14 protein-coding genes are annotated in these 18,266 nt (G+C 73.3%); 8 read left to right on the top strand and 6 right to left on the bottom strand.

The annotated features are described in order from the left end of the window. Positions 1 to 17: 17 nt before the first annotated feature. Positions 18 to 1,349, top strand: coding sequence for a phosphotransferase (locus IM778_RS06640; RefSeq protein WP_194411247.1), 1,332 nt, complete (start codon positions 18 to 20; stop codon positions 1,347 to 1,349). 5 nt (positions 1,350 to 1,354) lie between these two features. Here IM778_RS06640 and IM778_RS06635 read toward each other — a convergent pair whose 3' ends face one another. Then, complete coding sequence (locus IM778_RS06635) at positions 1,355 to 4,672, bottom strand: ATP-dependent DNA helicase (protein ID WP_194411246.1); 3,318 nt, start codon at positions 4,670 to 4,672, stop codon at positions 1,355 to 1,357. Continuing rightward, on the bottom strand, positions 4,669 to 7,863 hold the full coding sequence (locus IM778_RS06630) for an ATP-dependent helicase (RefSeq protein WP_228484785.1): 3,195 nt from the start codon (positions 7,861 to 7,863) through the stop codon (positions 4,669 to 4,671). Before IM778_RS06630 ends, IM778_RS06635 begins: the two co-directional genes overlap by 4 nt. A gap of 190 nt (positions 7,864 to 8,053) precedes the next feature. Between IM778_RS06630 and IM778_RS06625 the strand changes: the two genes are divergently transcribed. Beyond that, positions 8,054 to 8,278 carry a DUF3107 domain-containing protein gene (locus tag IM778_RS06625; protein WP_127820200.1) on the top strand — a complete coding sequence of 75 codons (225 nt, stop codon included), beginning with the start codon at positions 8,054 to 8,056 and terminating at the stop codon, positions 8,276 to 8,278. A 7-nt stretch (positions 8,279 to 8,285) separates the two neighbouring features. After that, positions 8,286 to 8,576 carry a hypothetical protein gene (locus IM778_RS06620; protein ID WP_194411244.1) on the top strand — a complete coding sequence of 97 codons (291 nt, stop codon included), beginning with the start codon at positions 8,286 to 8,288 and terminating at the stop codon, positions 8,574 to 8,576. 25 nt (positions 8,577 to 8,601) lie between these two features. Here the strand turns inward: IM778_RS06620 and IM778_RS06615 are convergent, their stop codons facing one another. After that, positions 8,602 to 9,312: a ferritin-like fold-containing protein gene (locus IM778_RS06615; protein WP_194411243.1), complete on the bottom strand. Its 711-nt coding sequence runs from the start codon at positions 9,310 to 9,312 to the stop codon at positions 8,602 to 8,604. A 174-nt stretch (positions 9,313 to 9,486) separates the two neighbouring features. On the opposite strand from IM778_RS06615, the gene IM778_RS06610 reads away from it, so the two are divergent. Together IM778_RS06610 and IM778_RS06605 are read left to right on the top strand one after the other, a co-directional pair. After that, positions 9,487 to 11,007, top strand: coding sequence for a DEAD/DEAH box helicase (locus IM778_RS06610; RefSeq protein ID WP_194411242.1), 1,521 nt, complete (start codon positions 9,487 to 9,489; stop codon positions 11,005 to 11,007). A gap of 125 nt (positions 11,008 to 11,132) precedes the next feature. Then, a complete protein-coding gene (locus IM778_RS06605; protein WP_194411757.1) occupies positions 11,133 to 11,552 on the top strand; it encodes an SHOCT domain-containing protein in 420 nt (139 codons plus the stop codon). A 32-nt stretch (positions 11,553 to 11,584) separates the two neighbouring features. Here the strand turns inward: IM778_RS06605 and IM778_RS06600 are convergent, their stop codons facing one another. Continuing rightward, complete coding sequence (locus tag IM778_RS06600) at positions 11,585 to 12,448, bottom strand: PHP domain-containing protein (protein ID WP_194411241.1); 864 nt, start codon at positions 12,446 to 12,448, stop codon at positions 11,585 to 11,587. Between the two features lie 74 nt (positions 12,449 to 12,522). Here IM778_RS06600 and IM778_RS06595 point away from each other — a divergent pair, with 74 nt between their 5' ends. The 3 genes from IM778_RS06595 (at position 12,523) to IM778_RS06585 (ending at position 16,880) form a co-directional block, all read left to right on the top strand. Beyond that, positions 12,523 to 13,545 (top strand): endonuclease/exonuclease/phosphatase family protein, encoded by a 1,023-nt coding sequence (locus tag IM778_RS06595; protein WP_194411240.1) that lies wholly within the window; start codon positions 12,523 to 12,525, stop codon positions 13,543 to 13,545. A gap of 39 nt (positions 13,546 to 13,584) precedes the next feature. Then, positions 13,585 to 15,036, top strand: a complete 1,452-nt coding sequence (locus tag IM778_RS06590) for an aminopeptidase P family protein (RefSeq protein WP_194411239.1) — start codon at positions 13,585 to 13,587, stop codon at positions 15,034 to 15,036. Positions 15,037 to 15,119: 83 nt separating this feature from the next. Continuing rightward, a complete protein-coding gene (locus tag IM778_RS06585; RefSeq protein WP_194411756.1) occupies positions 15,120 to 16,880 on the top strand; it encodes a gamma-glutamyltransferase family protein in 1,761 nt (586 codons plus the stop codon). A 24-nt stretch (positions 16,881 to 16,904) separates the two neighbouring features. Here the strand turns inward: IM778_RS06585 and IM778_RS06580 are convergent, their stop codons facing one another. Together IM778_RS06580 and IM778_RS06575 are read right to left on the bottom strand one after the other, a co-directional pair. Next, on the bottom strand, positions 16,905 to 17,585 hold the full coding sequence (locus IM778_RS06580) for an alpha/beta hydrolase family protein (RefSeq protein WP_194411238.1): 681 nt from the start codon (positions 17,583 to 17,585) through the stop codon (positions 16,905 to 16,907). Beyond that, a complete protein-coding gene (locus tag IM778_RS06575) occupies positions 17,582 to 18,256 on the bottom strand; it encodes a YflT domain-containing protein (protein ID WP_228484783.1) in 675 nt (224 codons plus the stop codon). Before IM778_RS06575 ends, IM778_RS06580 begins: the two co-directional genes overlap by 4 nt. Positions 18,257 to 18,266: the final 10 nt, after the last annotated feature.

The raw sequence follows: 18,266 nt of genomic DNA, 5'->3' as shown, positions 1-18,266 counted from the left end.
CGACCTACCCTGGGCACATGGCACGCTCACCCCTCACTCTAGCCGCGTCGGTCACGTCGGCTCTCCCGCGGGTCGGGGTCGTCGGAGTCGGTGCGCTCACCGAGGGCTCCACCGGCCGCTACGACGCCGCCGTCGCCGAACTCGACGACGGCCGGCGCGTCGTCGTACGGGTGCCGGCCGACGCCACCGCGGCGCCGGAGCTCGCCGCCGAGGTGCGCGCGCTGCGCGCGCTGACCCCGGGCGTGCGGGGGCTGCTGCCCTTCCGGGCGCCCGAGCTGCTCGGCGAGGCGGGACTCGGCGACTCGCGCGCCGTCGTCGTCGACTTCCTTCCGGGCTACCGGGTCGACGCGGCGCACCTGCCGCCGGGACGGGGGGCTGCGACCTCGCTCGGCACGGCCCTGGCCGCCCTGCACGCGCTCCCCCAGTCGGTCGTACGCGCCGAGGGACTCCCCGCGCGCACGCCGCAGCAGGTGCGCGCCGATGTCGTCCGCCTGATCGATCGGGCGAGCACCACGCGGCGCCTGCCCTCGTCGCTCGAGACGCGGTGGCGTCGCGCTGCCGACGCCGATGAGCTGTGGCGCTTCGAGTCGTCCGTCGTCCTCGGGGGTGCGGGCACCGCGTCGTTCCTCTTCGAGGACATCGAGGGCGTCCCCACGGTCACCGGCCTCCTCGACTGGCACGGGCTCTCGATCGGCGATCCGGCGACCGACCTGCAGTGGCTCGCCTCGGCGCCCGACGCCGCCGACGACGTGTACGCGGCGTACGTGGCCGACAGCGGACGCGCGCCCGACGCCCGCACGCGCGAACGCGCCCGGCTGTACGCCGAGCTCGAGTTCGCGCAGTGGCTGGTGCACGGTCACGACTCCGCGCGCGACGACATCGTCGCCGACGCGGTCGAGTTGCTCGAGTCGCTCGCGGCCGGCGTCGCGGGCGACGAGCTCGTGCCCCACGCCGCCCTCGACGTCGACGACGCGATCGCCCTCCTCGACCGCGTGCCCGGCGCCACGCCGCCGGAGATCGACACCTCGATGCAGACCGACGCGTACGACCCGGCGGAGCTCGCGCAGTGGGTGGCCGACGGGTTCGACGACGAGCCGGAGGCGACGGATGCCGAGACCGGCGCCGCGGAGAGCGACCCGGATGAGGTCGATCCGGCGGCCGGGGCCACCCTCTTCGACGACACGTCGACGGCACCCATCGAGCCCCTCACCGCCCCGGAGCCGCGCAGTCCTGCGGCCCGCGACGGCGCTCGCGCCGCCTTCGGCGCGCACGGCGCGGCCGACACGGATGCCGCCGCCGACGCGGAGCGGGCGTCCGAGGCCGCGCTGCGGCGCTGGCTCGCCGACTGACGTCCTCAGCCGCGCAGGATGACGTTTTCGCCGACGTAGTACAGCGCGACGTCGATCTCGTCGAGCGGGACGCCGTGCTTGGCGTGGTACGCCCGCCGATACAGCTCGAGCTGCAGCATCCGCTCCTGCTCCTCGGCCGGCGTGCGCGGCGCCGCGCCGGTCTTCCAGTCGACGATCTCGATGCGCCCGTCGCGGTCTTCCCGGCGGTAGACCGCGTCGAGCTTGCAGATCACGATGTGGGGCAGACCGTCCGGCCCCACCGTGGTGAAGTCGATCTCGGTCTCGACCTCGATCGGCTGCAGGGACGCCCACTCCGAAGCGAGGAACCGCTCGCGCAGCGCAGCGAGGGCGGCGGCGTCCTCGGTCGACGCCTCCGTGCCGGGCGCGTCGTCGTCGAGCTCCCACAGCGCGTCGTCGAGCGAGCCGCCCAGTCCCGGGCGGCCGGAACGCTGCTCGACCCACGCGTGGAAGAGCGTGCCCAGACGGGTCTGCCGGAACGGGCGCTCCGGGAGCGGCCGCGCGATCCGCGCGAGCGTGCCCTCGAGGTCGGCGACGTACTCCTTGTAGCGCGACGCGGCGATGCGGGTGGGCGCGGTGCGGGCCGGACGCGCGCGGCGGGCATCGCGCTCGGCACAGCAGCGCCGCCTGCCGGTCGAGCTCGGGCCGTGGGGCGGCGAGGGCGCCGTCGACGGTCGCGGCCGCCCGCTCGACCGCTCCCGCCGCGCGCCGAGCGGGTCGATGGGCCACTGCAGCACCCGGCGCTCCCCCTGATACGGGTCGTCGCCCGGCTCGTCGTCGGCGAGCGCGACCCCGAGTGCGTCGGCGATCTCGGCGAAGAAGACGCTGCGCGGGCGCGGCCGCTTGGTGCCCGACCAGTGCGAGCCGGTGAGCAGGAGGTGCTCTCTCGCCCGCGTCACCGCGACGTAGGCGAGCCGTCGATCCTCCTCGAGCTGACGCTGCCGGTTCGCATCGACGAAAGCCTCGATCGCGGCCTTGAGGTCCTGCTGGGTCTCGGCCGAGTGCCACGCCAGCGCAGGAAGCCACGCCGAGTCGCCGCGGAACGCATACGGGAGCACGCCGAACCCGAGCCACGCGCGGGTGTCGCGCGGGGCGCTCGGCAGCTCGTCCTTCACCAGGCGCACCACCGCGACCGCGTCCCACTCGAGGCCCTTCGAGCCGTGGATGGTGAGCAGCTGCACGACGTCGTCTTCCGGAGGCTCGGTGCGCGGCGCGAACTCGTCGAGCTGCTCGGCGTGCTCGAGCCATGCGAGCAGGCTCGACAGGGATCCGGTCTCGTCGGCGGCGAGGAAGGCATGCACCTCGTCGACGAACGCGCGCAGCTGGGCCGAAGCGACGCGCGCCGGCCCGCGGGCCTCGTTGGCCGCCAGCTCGACGTCGAGCCGCAGCTCGAGCTCGACCAGGCGCACGAGATCGGGGATCGGCATCCCGCTCGCCTGACGAAGACCGGCGAACACGGCGGCCGCGTCGCGCAGCCGCTCCCGCGCATCGGGAGTGAAGGCGGCGAGCCAGCCGTGGTCGGGGCTGTGCCGCAGCACGAAATCGAGCGCGTCGACGAGCGACCCGTCGTCGTCGCCCGCGCTGCCGCGGATGCGCTCGACCACCTCGGGCGCGAGCGGCTGCAGCGACGAGTCGTGCCGCGCGATCCGGCGCGCCAGGGCCGCGAGCTCGCGCAGGTCCGGCAGCCCGATGCTCCATCGAGGCCCCGCCAGCAGCCGGATGAGCGACGATCCGGCGGACGGGTCGCTGATCACCCGCAGCGCGCACACCACGTCGACGACCTCCGGCGTCGACAGCAGCCCGCCGAGCCCGAGGATGCGGTGAGGGATGCCGCGACGGCCCAGCGCATCGCCGAAGCGCACCATGTGCTTCTTGCTGCGGAACAGGATCGCGCCGGTCGTCGCGAGGCCCTGCCGCGCTCGTTCGGAGCGGACGCGGGCGAACCACGAGGCGACGCGATCGGCTTCGGTGTCGAGGTCTGCGTCGAACCCCAGCTCGACGACTCCCGCCGGCGCGCCGGGGCGCGGGCGCAGCTCCTGCACCGGCACGGCGGCCGACGCCGCGAGCGGGGCGAGCACCGCGTTGGCGGCGGTGAGCACGGACTCGCTGTTGCGCCAGCTCGTCAGGAGCGAGTACTGCGCGCACGCGCCACCGGGCGCGAAGGCGGCCGCGAACCCGCCGAGGTTGCCGGCGCTCGCGCCGCGCCAGCCGTAGATCGCCTGATGAGGGTCGCCGACGGCCATCACCCCGGTGCCGGCGAAGAGCGCCGCCAGCAGGTCGGTCTGGACGACGGAGGTGTCCTGGTACTCGTCGAGAAGCACGACGCGGTACCGGTCGCGCAGCTCCTCGGCGACGGAGCGGTGGCTCGCGACCACCTCGAGGGCCCCGGCGACCTGGTCCGAGAAGTCGATGACGCCGAGCCGGCGCTTCTCGGCGTCGTACTCGCGAGCGAGGTCGGACAGCAGTGCGAGCGCCGCGACCTTGTCGACCGCGTCGGTCACCTCGGCGTAGACGACCGTGCCCTTCCGAGTCGAGGGCAGCTCGAGCACGGAGCGGAAGCGATCCGGGAACGCCGCGAGCACATCGAAGTCCACGAGGTTGTCGACGCCGTCGCGTGCGATCCGCAGCGCCGCGTCGATGATCGAGCGCACCGCCTCGCCGCGCGTCTCCAGCCGCGGATCGTCGGACGCGAAGACGACCCTCCTCATGAGCAGCCACGCCGCGGACTCCGAGAGCACTGCGGCCTCGGCATCCCGCCCGATGCGCACGGCGTGCTCGCGGACGATCTGGTCGGCGAAGCTGTTGTACGTCGCGACCGCCGGACGATGCAGCAGCGCGTCGTCGTCCGACGGCTGCGGCACGGCGCCGACGGCGCGGGCGAGCGCGTCCATCGCTTCGTGCCGCGCCGCGCCCCCGCGGTCGGCTTCGGCGCCTGCCCGCTCCAGCTCACCGAAGACCTCGAGGCGTCCCTGCTCGGCCAGCGACGTCAGCCAGGGCAGCAGGCCGCGCTTCTCGAACTCGGCGAGCCGCGCCAGACGCCGCTGGATGCGCTCGGCCAGCTCTCCGGCCGCCTTGCGCGTGAAAGTGAGGCCCAGCACCTCGTCGCGGCGGACGAGGCCGTTCGCGACGAGCCACACCACCCGTGACGCCATCGTCTCGGTCTTTCCGCTGCCGGCCCCGGCGACGACGAGCGCCGGCTCCAGCGGCGCCTCGATGACGGCGGTCTGCTCTTCGGTCGGCGGGAACTGGCCGAGCGCCGCGGCGATCACCCGCGCCGGCAGCGCGGGCAGAGGCACGGCGGTCATGAGGCGCTCACCGCGCCGATCGTGTGGATGCGGCAGAGCCCGTACGAGTGGTCGTCGCGGCAGTGCTCCTCGTACGGTGCGGTGAAGCGCGTTCCGCGCATGACCGCCACAGCGGCACGGATACGCGAGAGGAACGCCTCGCGACGCTCGTCGTCGAACGGCGGCTGCCACGGCGTCGCGTAATCGGACTTGGTCGCGGTCGGCCGCAGGACGAGCAGCTTGGCGCCACCGGGAGCATGGCCGACCGCCTCGGGGATCGCACCGGCCTCGAACGCCAGCTGATACGCGGCGAGCTGCGGATTGTCGAGCACCTTGGGGTCGGTCTGCGGCTCGCGCTTGCCCGTCTTCAGATCCATGATCACGACCGTGCCCTCGGGGGTGAGCTCGACCCGATCGATGTAGCCCGACAGCAGCACGCGGTGCGGCGGGCCTTCGTCGGCGGAATCGTCGAGCGCTTCCGTCGCTCCCACCGCCGCTGCCACCACGGCGCCCTCCAGCGGGATCGCGACCTCGAAGTGCGGCTCGGCCCCGATCAGCCGCCCGCCGGCCTGCTCGAAGCGGTGCAGGTACAGGTGCAGGCGCCGCACCAGGTCGCGCGCGCGCGTCTGCTCGGCACGATCGCGCCAGGCGGCCTCGAACACGAGCTCGCCCCAGCGCGCCTCCACCTCCGCCCACAGCGAGGCCTCGTCCGAGTCCCGGGCGTGCTCCAGCGCGGCGTGGATGATCGTGCCCAGCCCCGCGGTCGTGCTGCCGGGATCGCCGCCCAGGTCGCCGATCACCCAGTTGAGCTCGCATTCCTCGAGCGCATGCAGACGTGAGGGCGAGACCCGCACGTCCTCGCGCGACAGGTCGCGCAGCGGGCCTGCCGACGTCGGCGGCAGCACGCCGTACCAGTCCCGCGGCGCCGCACCCGCGACACCGGCATCCGCCAGCAGCGCCAGCTGGCCGGCGGCCCGATCGACCGCGGGACGCGGCGCGGCAGGCTCGGTGAGCGTCCGGCGGTGGCGGGCGACCAGCCCGCGAAGCGACAGCGGGTGGTCCAGCGGGAAGGGCTCGGGGTCGGGCAGCAGCTCGAAGAACACGCTCGGACCGGTGTCGTCGTCGTTGACCGCGGTCACCACGACCTGGTCGGTCGCGCGGGAGAGCGCACGGGCCAGGAGCCTGAGCTCGTCGTGCATCGCCGCCCGCCGCCGGTCGAACGCGGCCGCGGTCTCGCCGCCGGCCCGGCTCGCGGCATCCGGCAGCCGCCACGTGTCGAGCAGGCTCCCTCGCAGCCGGGTGTTGGGCCACACCCCCTCCTGCACCCCGGCGACGATCACGGTGTCGAACTCGAGCCCCAGCGCGCCGGCCGGCGTGAGGATGCGGACGCTGTCGTCGCGCGTCGGCGCATCGAGGCGGTCCTCGGCGACACCGGTGTCGAGGATCGACCGCACGAAGACCCGCGGGTCGGCGTCGAGCGAGCGCTCGACGAACCGCTTGGCCGCCTGGAACAGCGCCACGAGGGCGTCGAGATCGCGATTCGCCTGGTCGGCGAGCGGTCCGGTGCCGTGGGCGAGCTCGGTCCATGTGCGCTGCAGTCCGCTGCGATCCCAGGCCGTCCACAGCAACTCATGGACGGTCGCGCCGCGGTCGAGCCCCTCGCGCAACGCCGCCACGGTGTGGGCGAGGCTCGCCGCGCGGCGAGCCTCGCGGGTGTCGACGAGGTCGAACTCGAGCGGCTCGCGCATGGCCGACACGATGAGCTCGCGGCCCGAGCGCTCGTGGTCCGCCCTGCTCTCGTTCGTCGCGCGCAGCTCGGCGTGACGGAGGGCGGAGCGCAGCCGCCGGAGCTCGATCGCATCGAGGCGGCCGAACGTCCCGACCAGCGCGGCCGACACCTCCTCGAACGTCCACTCGTCGCGCGCGGCGAGGTCGATGAGGCGCAGGATGTCGGCGACCGGCCGCAGCGTTCCCAGCGCGCGCCCGGGCCCGCTCGATCGCGCCGGCACCTCCCGCGCCGACAGCTCGGCCTCCAGCGCCGCGACCTGGCGCGTATCGTGCGCGATCACCGCGCAGCCCGACCACGGCACCCCGCCGTGCACGTGCCGCTCACGCAGCAGGCGGGCGATCGCGTCGTACTCCTCGGCGGCGGAACGCAGCGTGAGCGCGCGCACCGAGGCGTCCGGCTCGACCTCGGCCGGCGGCATCCGGTGCGCGACGACGCCCACCGCGCCGATGCGCTGCGTGATCCCCCGCACGAGCTCGCGCTGCCACGGCGTCCCGCGGTGCACGCCGGGCAGGACGTGCACGGCACCGAGCGTCGCGGCCAGGCGCGCGAAGTTCTCGGGGGTCGCACCGCGGAAGGCGCCCGAGCCGACGTCGGGGTCGCCGAACGCGAGCACCGCCGCGCCGCGCGCATGCGCGGCCTCGAGCAGCTCGACGCCGCCCAGCGTCAGTTCCTGCGCGTCGTCGACCACGACGACGCGCACGCGATCGAGCGCGGGGATGCCGGCCGGAGCGTTGCGCACCAGACCGACCGCCTCGCGCACCAGACCCGCGGCATCCCGGTGGGCGCCGCGCATTCCCGCACGCACCTGGAGGTACTCCGCGAAGAAGGACGCCAGCGCGGTCCACACCGGGATGTCGTCACGCTCCCCCAGCTCGCGCAGCCGGGCCGGCTCGATGCCGAGCGTGGTGCACTCGGCCAGGAACGTGCGCACCTCGGTGCGGAAGCCCGTCGTGGCGCGGATGCCGGGGCCGAGCCAGTCCGGCCATCGCCCGGCACCGGCCGCCTCGTCTTCGGCATCGCCCCCGAGGAGGTCGCGGATGATCTGATCCTCGTCGCCGCCGGTGAGCAGCTGCGGCGGGTCGGCATCGGCTGCCACGGCGTGCGCACGGACCAGCTGGAACGCGAACGACGCGACCGAACGGGCGAGCGGTCCGGCCGTCGCGCGGTCGATCGCCAGTCCGAGCCGGTCGCGCAGCGCCGTCGCCGTCTGCCGCGACGGCGTCAGCACCAGGATCGCGTCGGCATCGACGCCCGCCTCGACCAGCGCGGCCACGCGGGAGACGAGCGTCGCGGTCTTCCCCGAACCGGGCGAGCCGACGACGACCCCGGATGCCTCGGCGCCGAGCCCGATGACGGCCCGCTGCGCCGCATCCGGCGCGTACGTCGAGGCTCGCTCCGGAGCAAGTCCCGCGTCAGCCAGCATGCATTCGACGGTAGCGCGCGGCGGCGACATCGGCGTCCGCGGGCCGCCGTCGCGCGTTCGCCCAGAGCGTTCCGGGCGGTGCCGCCGGACGGGCGGTGCGCCCGGTGGCGTGTCGTAGAGTTGCCATGCGCCCGGGGAGCCCTCAGCCTTTCGGCACACACACCGTCGCCCCGCGCAGGAGGTCAGTCACGTGGAGATCCGCATCGGCATCGCGAACACCGGCCGCGAGCTCAACTTCGAGACGAACGAGCCGGCAGCCGACGTCAAGAAGTCCATCGCCGCCGCACTCGACGCGGGCGCCACGCACGTGACCTTCGCAGACGCGAAGGGCAACTCCTACATCGTCCCCACCGCGGGCCTGGCCTACATCGAGCTGGGCACCGAGGAGTCCCGCCGCGTGGGCTTCGTGGCCTGAGCCGAAGATGCAGATCCTGCTCGCGTTCATCATCGGCGCCGTCATCGGCGTCGGCATCCACTTCCAGCTGCACCAGCGCCTCACGCGCGGCGTGGTCCTCGCGCCGATGATCGGCGCCGCGTCGGCCGGGCTCGCGTGGACGATCCTCACGTGGCTGGGCATCGGCGTCGACACGCCGTGGCCGTGGCTGGCGGCGCTCGTGGTCCCGATCGTCGTCACGTACCCCGCGATCCTCCTCACCTCGCGCGTGCGCGTGGCGCACGACGCCCGCGAGCGCGAGCGGCTCGGAATCGGCTGACGCCTGCGGCACGGCTGCCGCGGTCTCAGGCGGCGAGGCCCATCGCGTCCATGCGGCGCGAGTGCGCGGCCATCAGCTCGGTGAACACCGGCTCGACCTTCTCGCGCGCCGTGCCCCGCGTCGCCGGACGCAGCGCCGCGCGCGCGATGAGCAGCGTGTCGCCCACGAGCCGGCGCCCCCACAGGGCGAGGAGCGACTTGAGTTCGGGATCGCCCGAGATCGCGTGGGCGACGAGGTCGACGATGGCCTGGCGGTCGTCGTCGGCCTGGAGGATCTGCGCGACCCGGTCCCCCGTCTCGGCGTAGCTGGCCGACAGCGCGAGGTAGAAGTCGTCGAGCATGCCGGCCGTGATGTGCACCGACAGCATCGTCTCCTGCGAGCGGACGCCGTGCGTCGCGGTGCGGAACGCGTCGAGGGGCTCGCGGAACGGCGCCATCACCGCGGTGGGGTCTTCGCCCCGCTCGCGGATGAGCGCGACGAGGGCCTCGTGCTTGGTGAGCGCCGCGCCTGCCGCACGGGAGACCGCCTCCTTCTCGGCGAGCTCGGGGGTGGTCTGGATGAGCTCGCTCAGCGTCTCGAAGAACCCGAGCTGGAGGTAGGCGGCCTGGCCGAGGAACGTGCCGATGTCGGGCGCGAGCTCTTCGAAGTCGACGCGGTTCGCGCCGTTCAGCTCGTCGCGTGACCGGAGCTGGAGCTTGCGCCCCCGCTCACGCCGCTGCCAGAACCACTTCACCACGCATGACAGCCTAGGGCGTCCGGTATCGTGGAACCCGGCCCCGGCGTCGGATCGGGGCGCCCGCGCCTGTGGCTGAGAGAAGGGCGTGGATCGCACTTCCGCCCGCGCAGGGGCATTCGTCACCGCGCCAGGGCACGGACCAGGCAGCATCTCACTGCCGGACAGGCTTATATCGTGACGACCTTCGCCGATCTCGGCGTCGATCAGGACATCATCGATGCGCTCTCCGCCAAGGGCATCATCGACGCGTTCCCCATCCAGGAGCAGACCATCCCCCTCGGCCTTCCCGGCCAGGACATCATCGGGCAGGCCAAGACCGGAACCGGCAAGACGTTCGGCTTCGGCATCCCCGTCGTGCAGCGCCTGGGCGTGGCGCCGGCGCACGGCGTGAAGGCGCTCATCGTGGTGCCGACCCGCGAGCTCGCCGTGCAGGTGTACGAAGACATGGACATGCTGACCTCGAACCGCTCGACGAGCGTCGTGGCCATCTACGGCGGCAAGGCGTACGAAGGCCAGATCGATCAGCTGAAGGCCGGCGCGCAGATCGTCGTGGGGACCCCCGGCCGCCTCATCGACCTCAACAACCAGCGCCTGCTGGACCTGTCGAATGCGACCGAGGTGGTGCTCGACGAGGCCGACAAGATGCTCGACCTCGGGTTCCTGCCCGACATCGAGAAGATCTTCTCGAAGCTGCCGACGGCACGTCACACGCAGCTCTTCTCGGCCACCATGCCGGGGCCGATCGTCGCCCTCGCGCGCCGGTTCATGTCGAACCCGATCCACATCCGCGCCAACGACCCCGACGAGGGCCTCACGCAGGCGAACATCCGTCACCTCGTGTACCGCGCGCACTCGCTCGACAAGGACGAGGTCATCGCGCGCATCCTGCAGGCCGACGGCCGCGGCAAGACCGTGATCTTCACGCGCACCAAGCGCGCCGCGCAGAAGCTCGTCGACGAGCTCAACGACCGCGGATTCAACGCGGGCGCCGTCCACGGCGACATGAGCCAGGAGGCGCGCGAGCGCTCGATGGCCGGGTTCAAGGCGGGCAAGAAGGACGTCCTGATCGCCACCGACGTCGCCGCCCGCGGCATCGACGTCGACGACGTCACCCACGTGATCAACCACACCATCCCCGACGACGAGAAGGCGTATCTGCACCGAGCGGGCCGCACCGGCCGCGCCGGCAAGACCGGCATCGCGGTGACGTTCGTCGACTGGGACGACCTGCACAAGTGGGCGCTCATCAACCGCGCGCTCGAGTTCGGCCAGCCGGAGCCGGTCGAGACGTACTCGTCGAGCCCGCACCTGTTCACCGACCTCGACATCCCCGCGGGGACCAAGGGCCGCATCGCGACGGCACCCAAGACGCAGGCGGTGCGCGTCCAGCCCGAGAAGGCGTCGGATGCCGCGGCCGAGGCGGCTGCGGCCGCTCCGGGTCGCAGCCGCCGGCGCCGCCGCGGCTCCGGGGGCTCGGGCGACCGCGTCGGCTCGACGTTCGCCGAGGGCGCCCCGGCGACGGTCTCTCCCGACGGCTCGCACCCGGCTGCCGACAGCGCGGCGCGCCCGGCCGACGGACGCGGGACCCACGACGGCGGAGGCAAGGAGCACCACGACGGCAAGCCCGCGCCCCGTCGGCGCCGTCGCCGTCGCGGCGGTGCGGCTCCCGCCGGGGGCGCCGCGGTCGGCGCCTGAGCGGCGGATTTCACGCGATCTGCGCCCCACGGGCGCGCAGGACGGCGCTATCGTGAGCGCAAGCGGTGCGGATCCGCGCCGTCACCTCGCATCAAGAAAGGCCGATCGTGCAGTTCATCGAAGTCATGAACACCGGGTATCAGTACCAGGGCTTCTGGGGCTCGTTCTGGGACATCATCTGGTGGTTCCTGTGGGCGTTCTTCTTCGTCGCCTACCTGTTCGCGCTCTTCGCCGTCATCGGCGACCTGTTCCGCGACCACAAGCTGAACGGCTGGCTCAAGGCGGTCTGGATCATCTTCTTGATCTTCGTGCCGTTCCTGACGCTGCTGGTCTACCTCATCTCCCGGGGCAGGGGGATGGCCGAGCGCAGCGCCAAGGAGGCGCAGCAGATCCAGCAGGCGCAGGACGCCTACATCAAGTCGGTCGCCGGCGGCGCCTCGGGCGCGAGCCCGGCCGACGAGATCGCCAAGGCGAAGTCGCTCCTCGACGCGGGCACCATCTCGCAGGCCGAGTACGACGCTCTCAAGGCGAAGGCCCTCGGCTGACGCCGGAGTGACCTGCAGCGCCCTCGTCTCCCTCACGGGTAGACGGGGGCGTTGCCGCTCGCGCGCTCGATGATGCGGGCGACCATGACGTCGTCCGTCGTGTTCTCGCCCGGCTGGTTGGGCTTGCCGAGTCCGTGGTAGTCGCTCGACCCCGTCACGATGAGATCCCGCGTCCGGGCCATCTCGCGGAGCGTGCGCAGTCCCGGTTCGCGGTTCTCGCGGTGACCGAGCTCGAACCCGGCGAGGCCGGCATCCAGCATCCGCTCCAGCAGCTTCGCGGGCAGCAGGCCCGCACGGCCGGCGGGATGCGCGATCACCGGCACTCCCCCGGCGCCGACCACGAGCTCCACGGCCGTGACGGGGTCCGGCGCGTAGAGCGCGACGTAGTAGTCGCCGGCGGGACTGAGGATGCCCGCAAACGCCTCGGCGCGGTCGCGCACGAGGCCCCGCGCGACGAGCGCGTCGGCGATGTGGGGGCGGCCGACCGTCGCGTCGTCCCCGGTCTGCGCGAGGATGTCGTCCCACACCAGGTCGTAGTCGCGCGCGATGCGATCGGCCATGAGTCGCGCGCGATCGAGCCTCGACGAGCGGATGCGGGCGGTCTCGGCGCGCAGCGCCGGCTCATCGGGGTCCGGCAGGTACGCCAGCACGTGGACGCTGCGCCATTCGTGCCGCGCCGACAGCTCCATCCCCGGCAGGAAGGTCATGCCGAGGGATGCCGACGCCTCGGCCGCCTCCGCCCAGCCCGAGGTCGTGTCGTGGTCGGTGAGCGCCACCGTGCGCAGCCCGTGCGCGTGCGCGGAGGCCATCACCTCGGCGGGAGGCTGCGTGCCGTCGGAGTAGGCCGAATGCAGGTGCAGGTCGCTCGGCCCTTCGAAGCGATGCGTGCCCGGCATCCTCCGAGCGTATCGCTGCGACGCGCGTGGTCGTGCTGACCGATCTCCCAGCCTGCTCGCATAGGCTCGCCGACGTGCTTCGCCTGCTCGGGATCCTCGTGACCGTGCTCTGCGCGATCGCGGCGGCGGTCGTCACGTGGCCCGGGTTCTTCCGCGTGGAGCGCCTCTTCCCGATCGCGCAGATCGTCTCGTTCCGCGGGGTCGTGGTCCTCTTCTTCGCCGCCGCCCTCGTGCTGGCGCTGCTGCTGGCCCTGGCGCGGCCCGTGCGCGGCTTCGCCCTCGCGCTCGCCCTCGTGGCCGGGCTCGCGGCGGTCGCGAACGGCGGCATCATCGTGCTGCGGGGCAGCACCGGCACCGAACCGCTCCCCGTCAAGACCGAGACGAGCGTGCGGGTGATGACGTGGAACACCGCCGGCCCGGCCACCTCTCCCGACACGATCGCCAAGATCGCGGTGGCGATGGATGCCGACATCGTGGCGCTCCCCGAGACCACCATCGAGACGGGGGAACGGGTCGCCGTCGCGATGCGCGATCTCGGGCACCGGATGTGGGCGCATCACGCCGAAGACCCCTCCACCGAGTGGGATGCGGGCTCCACGACGCTGCTGATCTCGCCGGAGCTCGGCGACTACGCCGTCATCGAGTCCTCCCTCGACGGCAGCAGCAACACCTCCACCGTCCCCAGCGCGGTGGCGATGCCCACCACCGGCGACGGGCCGATCGTCGTCGCCGTCCATGCGGTCGCTCCCCGGCCGAGCTACATGGAGAGCTGGCGCGACGACCTGCGCTGGCTCGCCGACCAGTGCGGCGACGCGAACGTCATCATGGCCGGCGACTTCAACGCGACGGTCGACCACATGTCGGGCCTCGGCATCGGCGACGCCACGCTCGGGCACTGCACCGACGGGGCGCTGGCCACCGGCAACGGAGCGCTCGGGACCTGGTCGGTCGACCTTCCCCCGCTCCTCGGCGCCCCGATCGACCACGTGATGGCGTCGCGGCACTGGCGCCCGTCCGGCTCGGTCGTGCTGCGCTCGCTCGACGAATCGGGGTCGGACCATCGGCCCCTCATCGTGCAGTACGAGCCGGCCGGCTGACGCCTGCCCGCCGGTTCCGCGGCGTGCCAGACTTGTCGTATGAGCAGCGCAGCCGACCGGACCACGGGCACCGCGGGCGACACGATCGCCGCACCCGAAGCCGGCTCCTCCACGACCGAGCCCACGACCACCACCAACCGGCGTCAGCCCTACGGGCAGGGATTCCTCGACACCATCTCGACCGGCTGGGCGGAACGCCCCGACTCCACGCCGCCCGCACGCGCCCAGGCGGCCTTCGCGGCGGCACGCCGCGACGCGGTCTCGGCGGCGTTCCCCGGCCGACGGCTCGTCATCCCCGCCGGTGAGCTCAAGCAGCGCAGCAACGACACCGACTACCCGTTCCGGGCGCACTCCGCGTTCTCTCACCTCACCGGGTGGGCCTCCGACTCCGAGCCCGGCGCGGTGCTGGTGTTCGAACCGAGCACCGAGGGCGGCCACGACGTCACGCTCTACTTCCGTGAGCGTGCCGACCGCACGACGAGCGAGTTCTACTCGGATGCCTCGATCGGCGAGTTCTGGATCGGCCCGCGGCCGGCGCTGGCCGGCGTCGCCGCCGACCTGGGGCTCGCCACCGCGCACGTGGACGACTTCGAGTCGCGTGACGGCGATGTCGTCCTCGACGAGGACGACGAGCTCACGCGTTTCGTGTCGGAGCTGCGCCTGGTCAAGGACGCGTACGAGATCGAGCAGATGAGGCTCGCGGTCGAGGTGACGGCGAACGGCTTCGACGACATCGTCGCCAACCTGGCGGGCATCGCCGCGCATCCTCGCGGCGAGCGCGTCGTCGAGGGCGTGTTCCACCAGCGGGCACGCAGCGACGGCAACGCCGTCGGCTACGACACGATCGCCGCATCCGGGCCGCACGCCTGCTACCTGCACTGGACGCGCAACGACGGTGCGGTGATGCCGGGCGACCTCATCCTCATCGACGCAGGCGCCGAGGTCGACAGCCTCTACACCGCCGACATCACGCGGACGCTTCCCGTCAGCGGGCGCTTCACCGATATCCAGCGCAAGATCTACGAGACGGTGCGCGAGGCCGCCGACGCGGCGTTCGCCGCGGCGAAGCCCGGCGTTCGGTTCCGGTCGGTGCACGAGGCGGCGATGCGCGTCATCGCGACCCGGGTCGCCGAGTGGGGGCTCCTGCCCGTCACCGCCGACGAGGCGCTCGACGCGGACCGCGGCGGCCATCACCGCCGGTACATGGTGCACGGCACGAGCCACCACCTCGGCATCGACGTGCACGACTGCGCGCAGGCGCGCCGGGACATGTACTACGACGGCCTCCTCGAGCCCGGCATGGTCTTCACGATCGAGCCGGGGCTGTACTTCCAGATCGACGACCTCACCGTGCCCGAGGAGTACCGCGGCATCGGCGTGCGCATCGAGGACGACATCCTCATGACGGAGGAGGGCGCGGTGAACCTGTCGGCCGGCATTCCGCGCACCGCCGACGAGGTGGAGGCCTGGATCGCCCGCGGCGGTCGTTGAGCGAGCGGACCGGGACCAGACGCGTGCCCTACACGTCGCCCTCCGCGTTCACCACGCGCCCCACGCTCTCGGGCACGTTCGGCATGTCGGCGTCGACGCACTGGCTGGCGACCGGAACGGCGCAGTCCGTGCTCGAGCGCGGCGGCAACGCGTTCGATGCCGCCGTGGCGGCCGCGTTCGTGCTGCACGTGGCGGAGCCGCACCTGAACGGGCCGGGCGGCGACCTGGTGGCGATCTTCCAGGAACGGGATGCCGCGGCCCCGACCGTGCTGATGGGTCAGGGGCCGGCGCCGGCCGGCGCCACGATCGAGCACTACCGCAGCGAGGGCCTGGATCTCGTCCCGGGCGCGGGAGCCCTCGCGGCGGCCGTCCCGGGCGCGGTCGACGCGTGGCTGCTGCTGCTGCGCGACAAGGGCACGTGGGAGCTCGCCGACGTCCTGGATTACGCGATCGGCTACGCCCGCGACGGGCACCCGCTCGTCGCGGGCGCCGCGGCGACGATCGCGCGCGTCGCCGACCTGTTCCGCGACCATTGGCCGACCTCCGCCGCACTGTGGATGCCCGATGGCGAGCCGCCCGCAACGGGGACCGTCGTGCGCAACCCGGCGTACGCCGCCGTGCTCGACGGGCTCGTCCACGCGTCGTGCGCGGTGCGCGACGACGGCCCGGTGGGGCGTGCGGCCCGTATCGAGGCGGCGCGCCGGGAGTGGCGCACCGGCATCGTTGCCCACGAGGCCACCGCGTTCGGAGCGACCCCCCACCGCCACTCCGACGGCGCGGTCCACGGCGGTGTCATGGACCTCGAGGACTTCGCGGCGTTCGAGGCCGGATACGAGCCGGCGGTGACGCGCGACTTCCGCGGCCGCACCATCGCCAAGGCGGGCGCGTGGACGCAGGGACCCGCGCTGCTGCAGACACTCGCCCTCCTCGAGCCGCTCGCCGACGACCTGCTCGATCCCTCCCACGAGGCCGGTGCCCACACGATCCTCGAGGCGCAGAAGCTCGCGCTCGCCGATCGCGACGCGTGGTTCGGCGACGCGGAGGTCGACCTCGAGGCGCTCCTCGCCGACGACTACCTCGCGGCGCGGCGCGACCTCATCGGCGAACGCGCGTCCGCGCAGTTCCGCCCCGGCACGGTCGACGGCCGCCGCGGCTTCCAGCCGCCGCTGCGCACGACGTACGGCCCGGGCGTCGCAGGTACGGGCGAGCCCACGGTCGCGCGCGGCGAAGCCCGCATCGGGCGCAACGGCGAGACGCGCGGCGACACGTGCCACCTGGACGTGATCGATCGCTGGGGCAACATCGTGTCGGCGACGCCGTCGGGCGGCTGGCTGCAGTCGTCCCCCGCGATCCCCGCCCTGGGCTTCTGCCTCGGCACCCGGCTGCAGATGACGTGGCTCGAACCGGGGCATCCGTCATCCCTCGTCCCGGGCCGCCGTCCGCGCACGACGCTCACCCCGACGCTCGTGCTGCGAGACGGCGCACCCGAGTTCGCCATCGGGTCGCCCGGAGGAGACCAGCAGGATCAGTGGCAGCTTCTCGCGCTGCTGCGGATCATCGTGGGCGGCTACGCGCCGCAGCAGGCGATCGACGCCCCCGCCCTGCACACCACGGCGATGCCCGAGTCGTTCTGGCCGCGCACCTGGACACCGGCCGGCGCCGTCGTCGAGGACCGCCTCGGCGACGACGTCATCGAGGGCCTCGAGCGCCGGGGCCATGTCGTGACGCGCGCCGGCGACTGGTCGCTCGGTCGCGTGTCGGCGGTCGGCCGCGACGCCGCGTCGGGCGTGTTGTGGGCGGCGGCGAACCCGCGCGGCATGCAGGGCTACGCGGCAGGCCGCTGACGCGATGGCCCGCGGCCGACGCGCCTAGACGAGTCCGCGCATCCATGCCGCGACGAGGGGGGCGAGCTCCGCCCCGACCTCGTCCGCGGGGCGCTTGCGCCCCTTGATCTCGAAGGAGTGCCCGCCGCCTTCGACCCACGCGATCTGCGCCCGCCGGCACGATGCCACGGCCCGCTCCAGCTGCTCGTGCGGATCAATGAACGGATCCGTCGTGCCCTCGACGAACAGCTGCGGCTGCGGCACGTCGGGCAGGTGCGCGGTGCGCGCCTTCTCGGGGTTTCCGGGCGGATGCAGCGGGTACCCGAGGTACACGAGCCCCGCGGGTGCGATGACCCCCTCCGCGGCGGCCATGGACGCCATGCGCCCTCCGTACGACTTCCCCGCGGCGAACACCGGGACTCCGCCGGCCCGCTCGCCCGCCGCGGCATGGACCGCCGCCCACGTGGCGACCGCGTGAGCCGCGGGTCCCGGCATCCGTCGCCCCGCCTCGACGTAGGGGAAGTTGAACCGCAGCGTCGCGACTCCCTCGCCGGCCAGCCCCCGGGCGAATCCCACGAGGAACGGATGCCGGTACCCGGCCCCCGCGCCGTGTGCGAGTGCGACGCACGCCCACGAGTCCCCGGGCTGCGTGACGTCGGCCGAGACCTCGACCTGGGCGCTGGGCAGCGCCACGGGAATGCGCAGCTCGCGGACCGCGCCGGTCATGACACGGGGCCGCCGGACGCGCGGGAACCGCCGTCGTCGTCCTGTGTGCCCGCAGGCTCGTGGTCGGGAGCCGGCTCGGCTGCGGGCCGTGCGGGCCCTGCCGGCGCCGAGGACGAATCGGGGGACGACACCCGCTCACCGTACTTCGGCGGTTCGGTCGCCGCTTCGGCAGGACGGACGACCTCCGCGGGCGGCGTCGCCGACTGCGGCCCCAGCACCTGGCGCGCCCGGTGGACGCTGGCCGAGGTGACGGTGACCTCGTAGTGATCGGCGACCACCTGCATGACCGACGCGTAGTCACGGCGACGGCGCACGAACGAGTAGGTGACGAGGCTCATCAGCATGCCGATGGCGATGCCCACGAACAGCACGCCGACGAACGCCTGGATCGGCACGGAAGGCGACCCGATGACCAGGATCGCCGAGAACAGCAGGCCCAGCAGCAGGCCGTTGATGGCACCCGAGCGCGCGGCCGACGCATAGCCGAGGCGACCCGTGACCCGTTCGATCGAGCGCAGCCCCTGCCCGACGATGGCGATCTCGCGCGCCGGGATGTCGGCGGCGATCAGCGACGACACGGCCTTCTGTGCGGCCTCGTACGTGGGAAAGCTCGCCACTGTCTGGCCGACCTCGTCGGAGCCCTGGGGGAAACGCCCTCCCATCATGGTCATGTCCCCATCC

Origin of the sequence: Microbacterium cremeum (assembly GCF_015277855.1) — a bacterium.
GTDB lineage: Bacteria > Actinomycetota > Actinomycetes > Actinomycetales > Microbacteriaceae > Microbacterium > Microbacterium cremeum.
The sequence above is the reverse complement of the archived record's forward strand: the minus strand, read 5'-3'. Positions and strand labels throughout refer to the sequence as shown.

Coding starts and splice junctions, on each gene's coding strand:
- IM778_RS06575 (WP_228484783.1), bottom strand. CDS start 18,256: ATGACCATGATGGGAGGGCGTTTCCCCCAGGGCTCCGACGAGGTCGGC.
- IM778_RS06585 (WP_194411756.1), top strand. CDS start 15,120: ATGTCGGCGTCGACGCACTGGCTGGCGACCGGAACGGCGCAGTCCGTG.
- IM778_RS06630 (WP_228484785.1), bottom strand. CDS start 7,863: ATGCTGGCTGACGCGGGACTTGCTCCGGAGCGAGCCTCGACGTACGCG.
- IM778_RS06640 (WP_194411247.1), top strand. CDS start 18: ATGGCACGCTCACCCCTCACTCTAGCCGCGTCGGTCACGTCGGCTCTC.
- IM778_RS06600 (WP_194411241.1), bottom strand. CDS start 12,448: ATGCCGGGCACGCATCGCTTCGAAGGGCCGAGCGACCTGCACCTGCAT.
- IM778_RS06605 (WP_194411757.1), top strand. CDS start 11,133: ATGAACACCGGGTATCAGTACCAGGGCTTCTGGGGCTCGTTCTGGGAC.
- IM778_RS06590 (WP_194411239.1), top strand. CDS start 13,585: ATGAGCAGCGCAGCCGACCGGACCACGGGCACCGCGGGCGACACGATC.
- IM778_RS06580 (WP_194411238.1), bottom strand. CDS start 17,585: ATGACCGGCGCGGTCCGCGAGCTGCGCATTCCCGTGGCGCTGCCCAGC.
- IM778_RS06620 (WP_194411244.1), top strand. CDS start 8,286: ATGCAGATCCTGCTCGCGTTCATCATCGGCGCCGTCATCGGCGTCGGC.
- IM778_RS06635 (WP_194411246.1), bottom strand. CDS start 4,672: ATGACCGCCGTGCCTCTGCCCGCGCTGCCGGCGCGGGTGATCGCCGCG.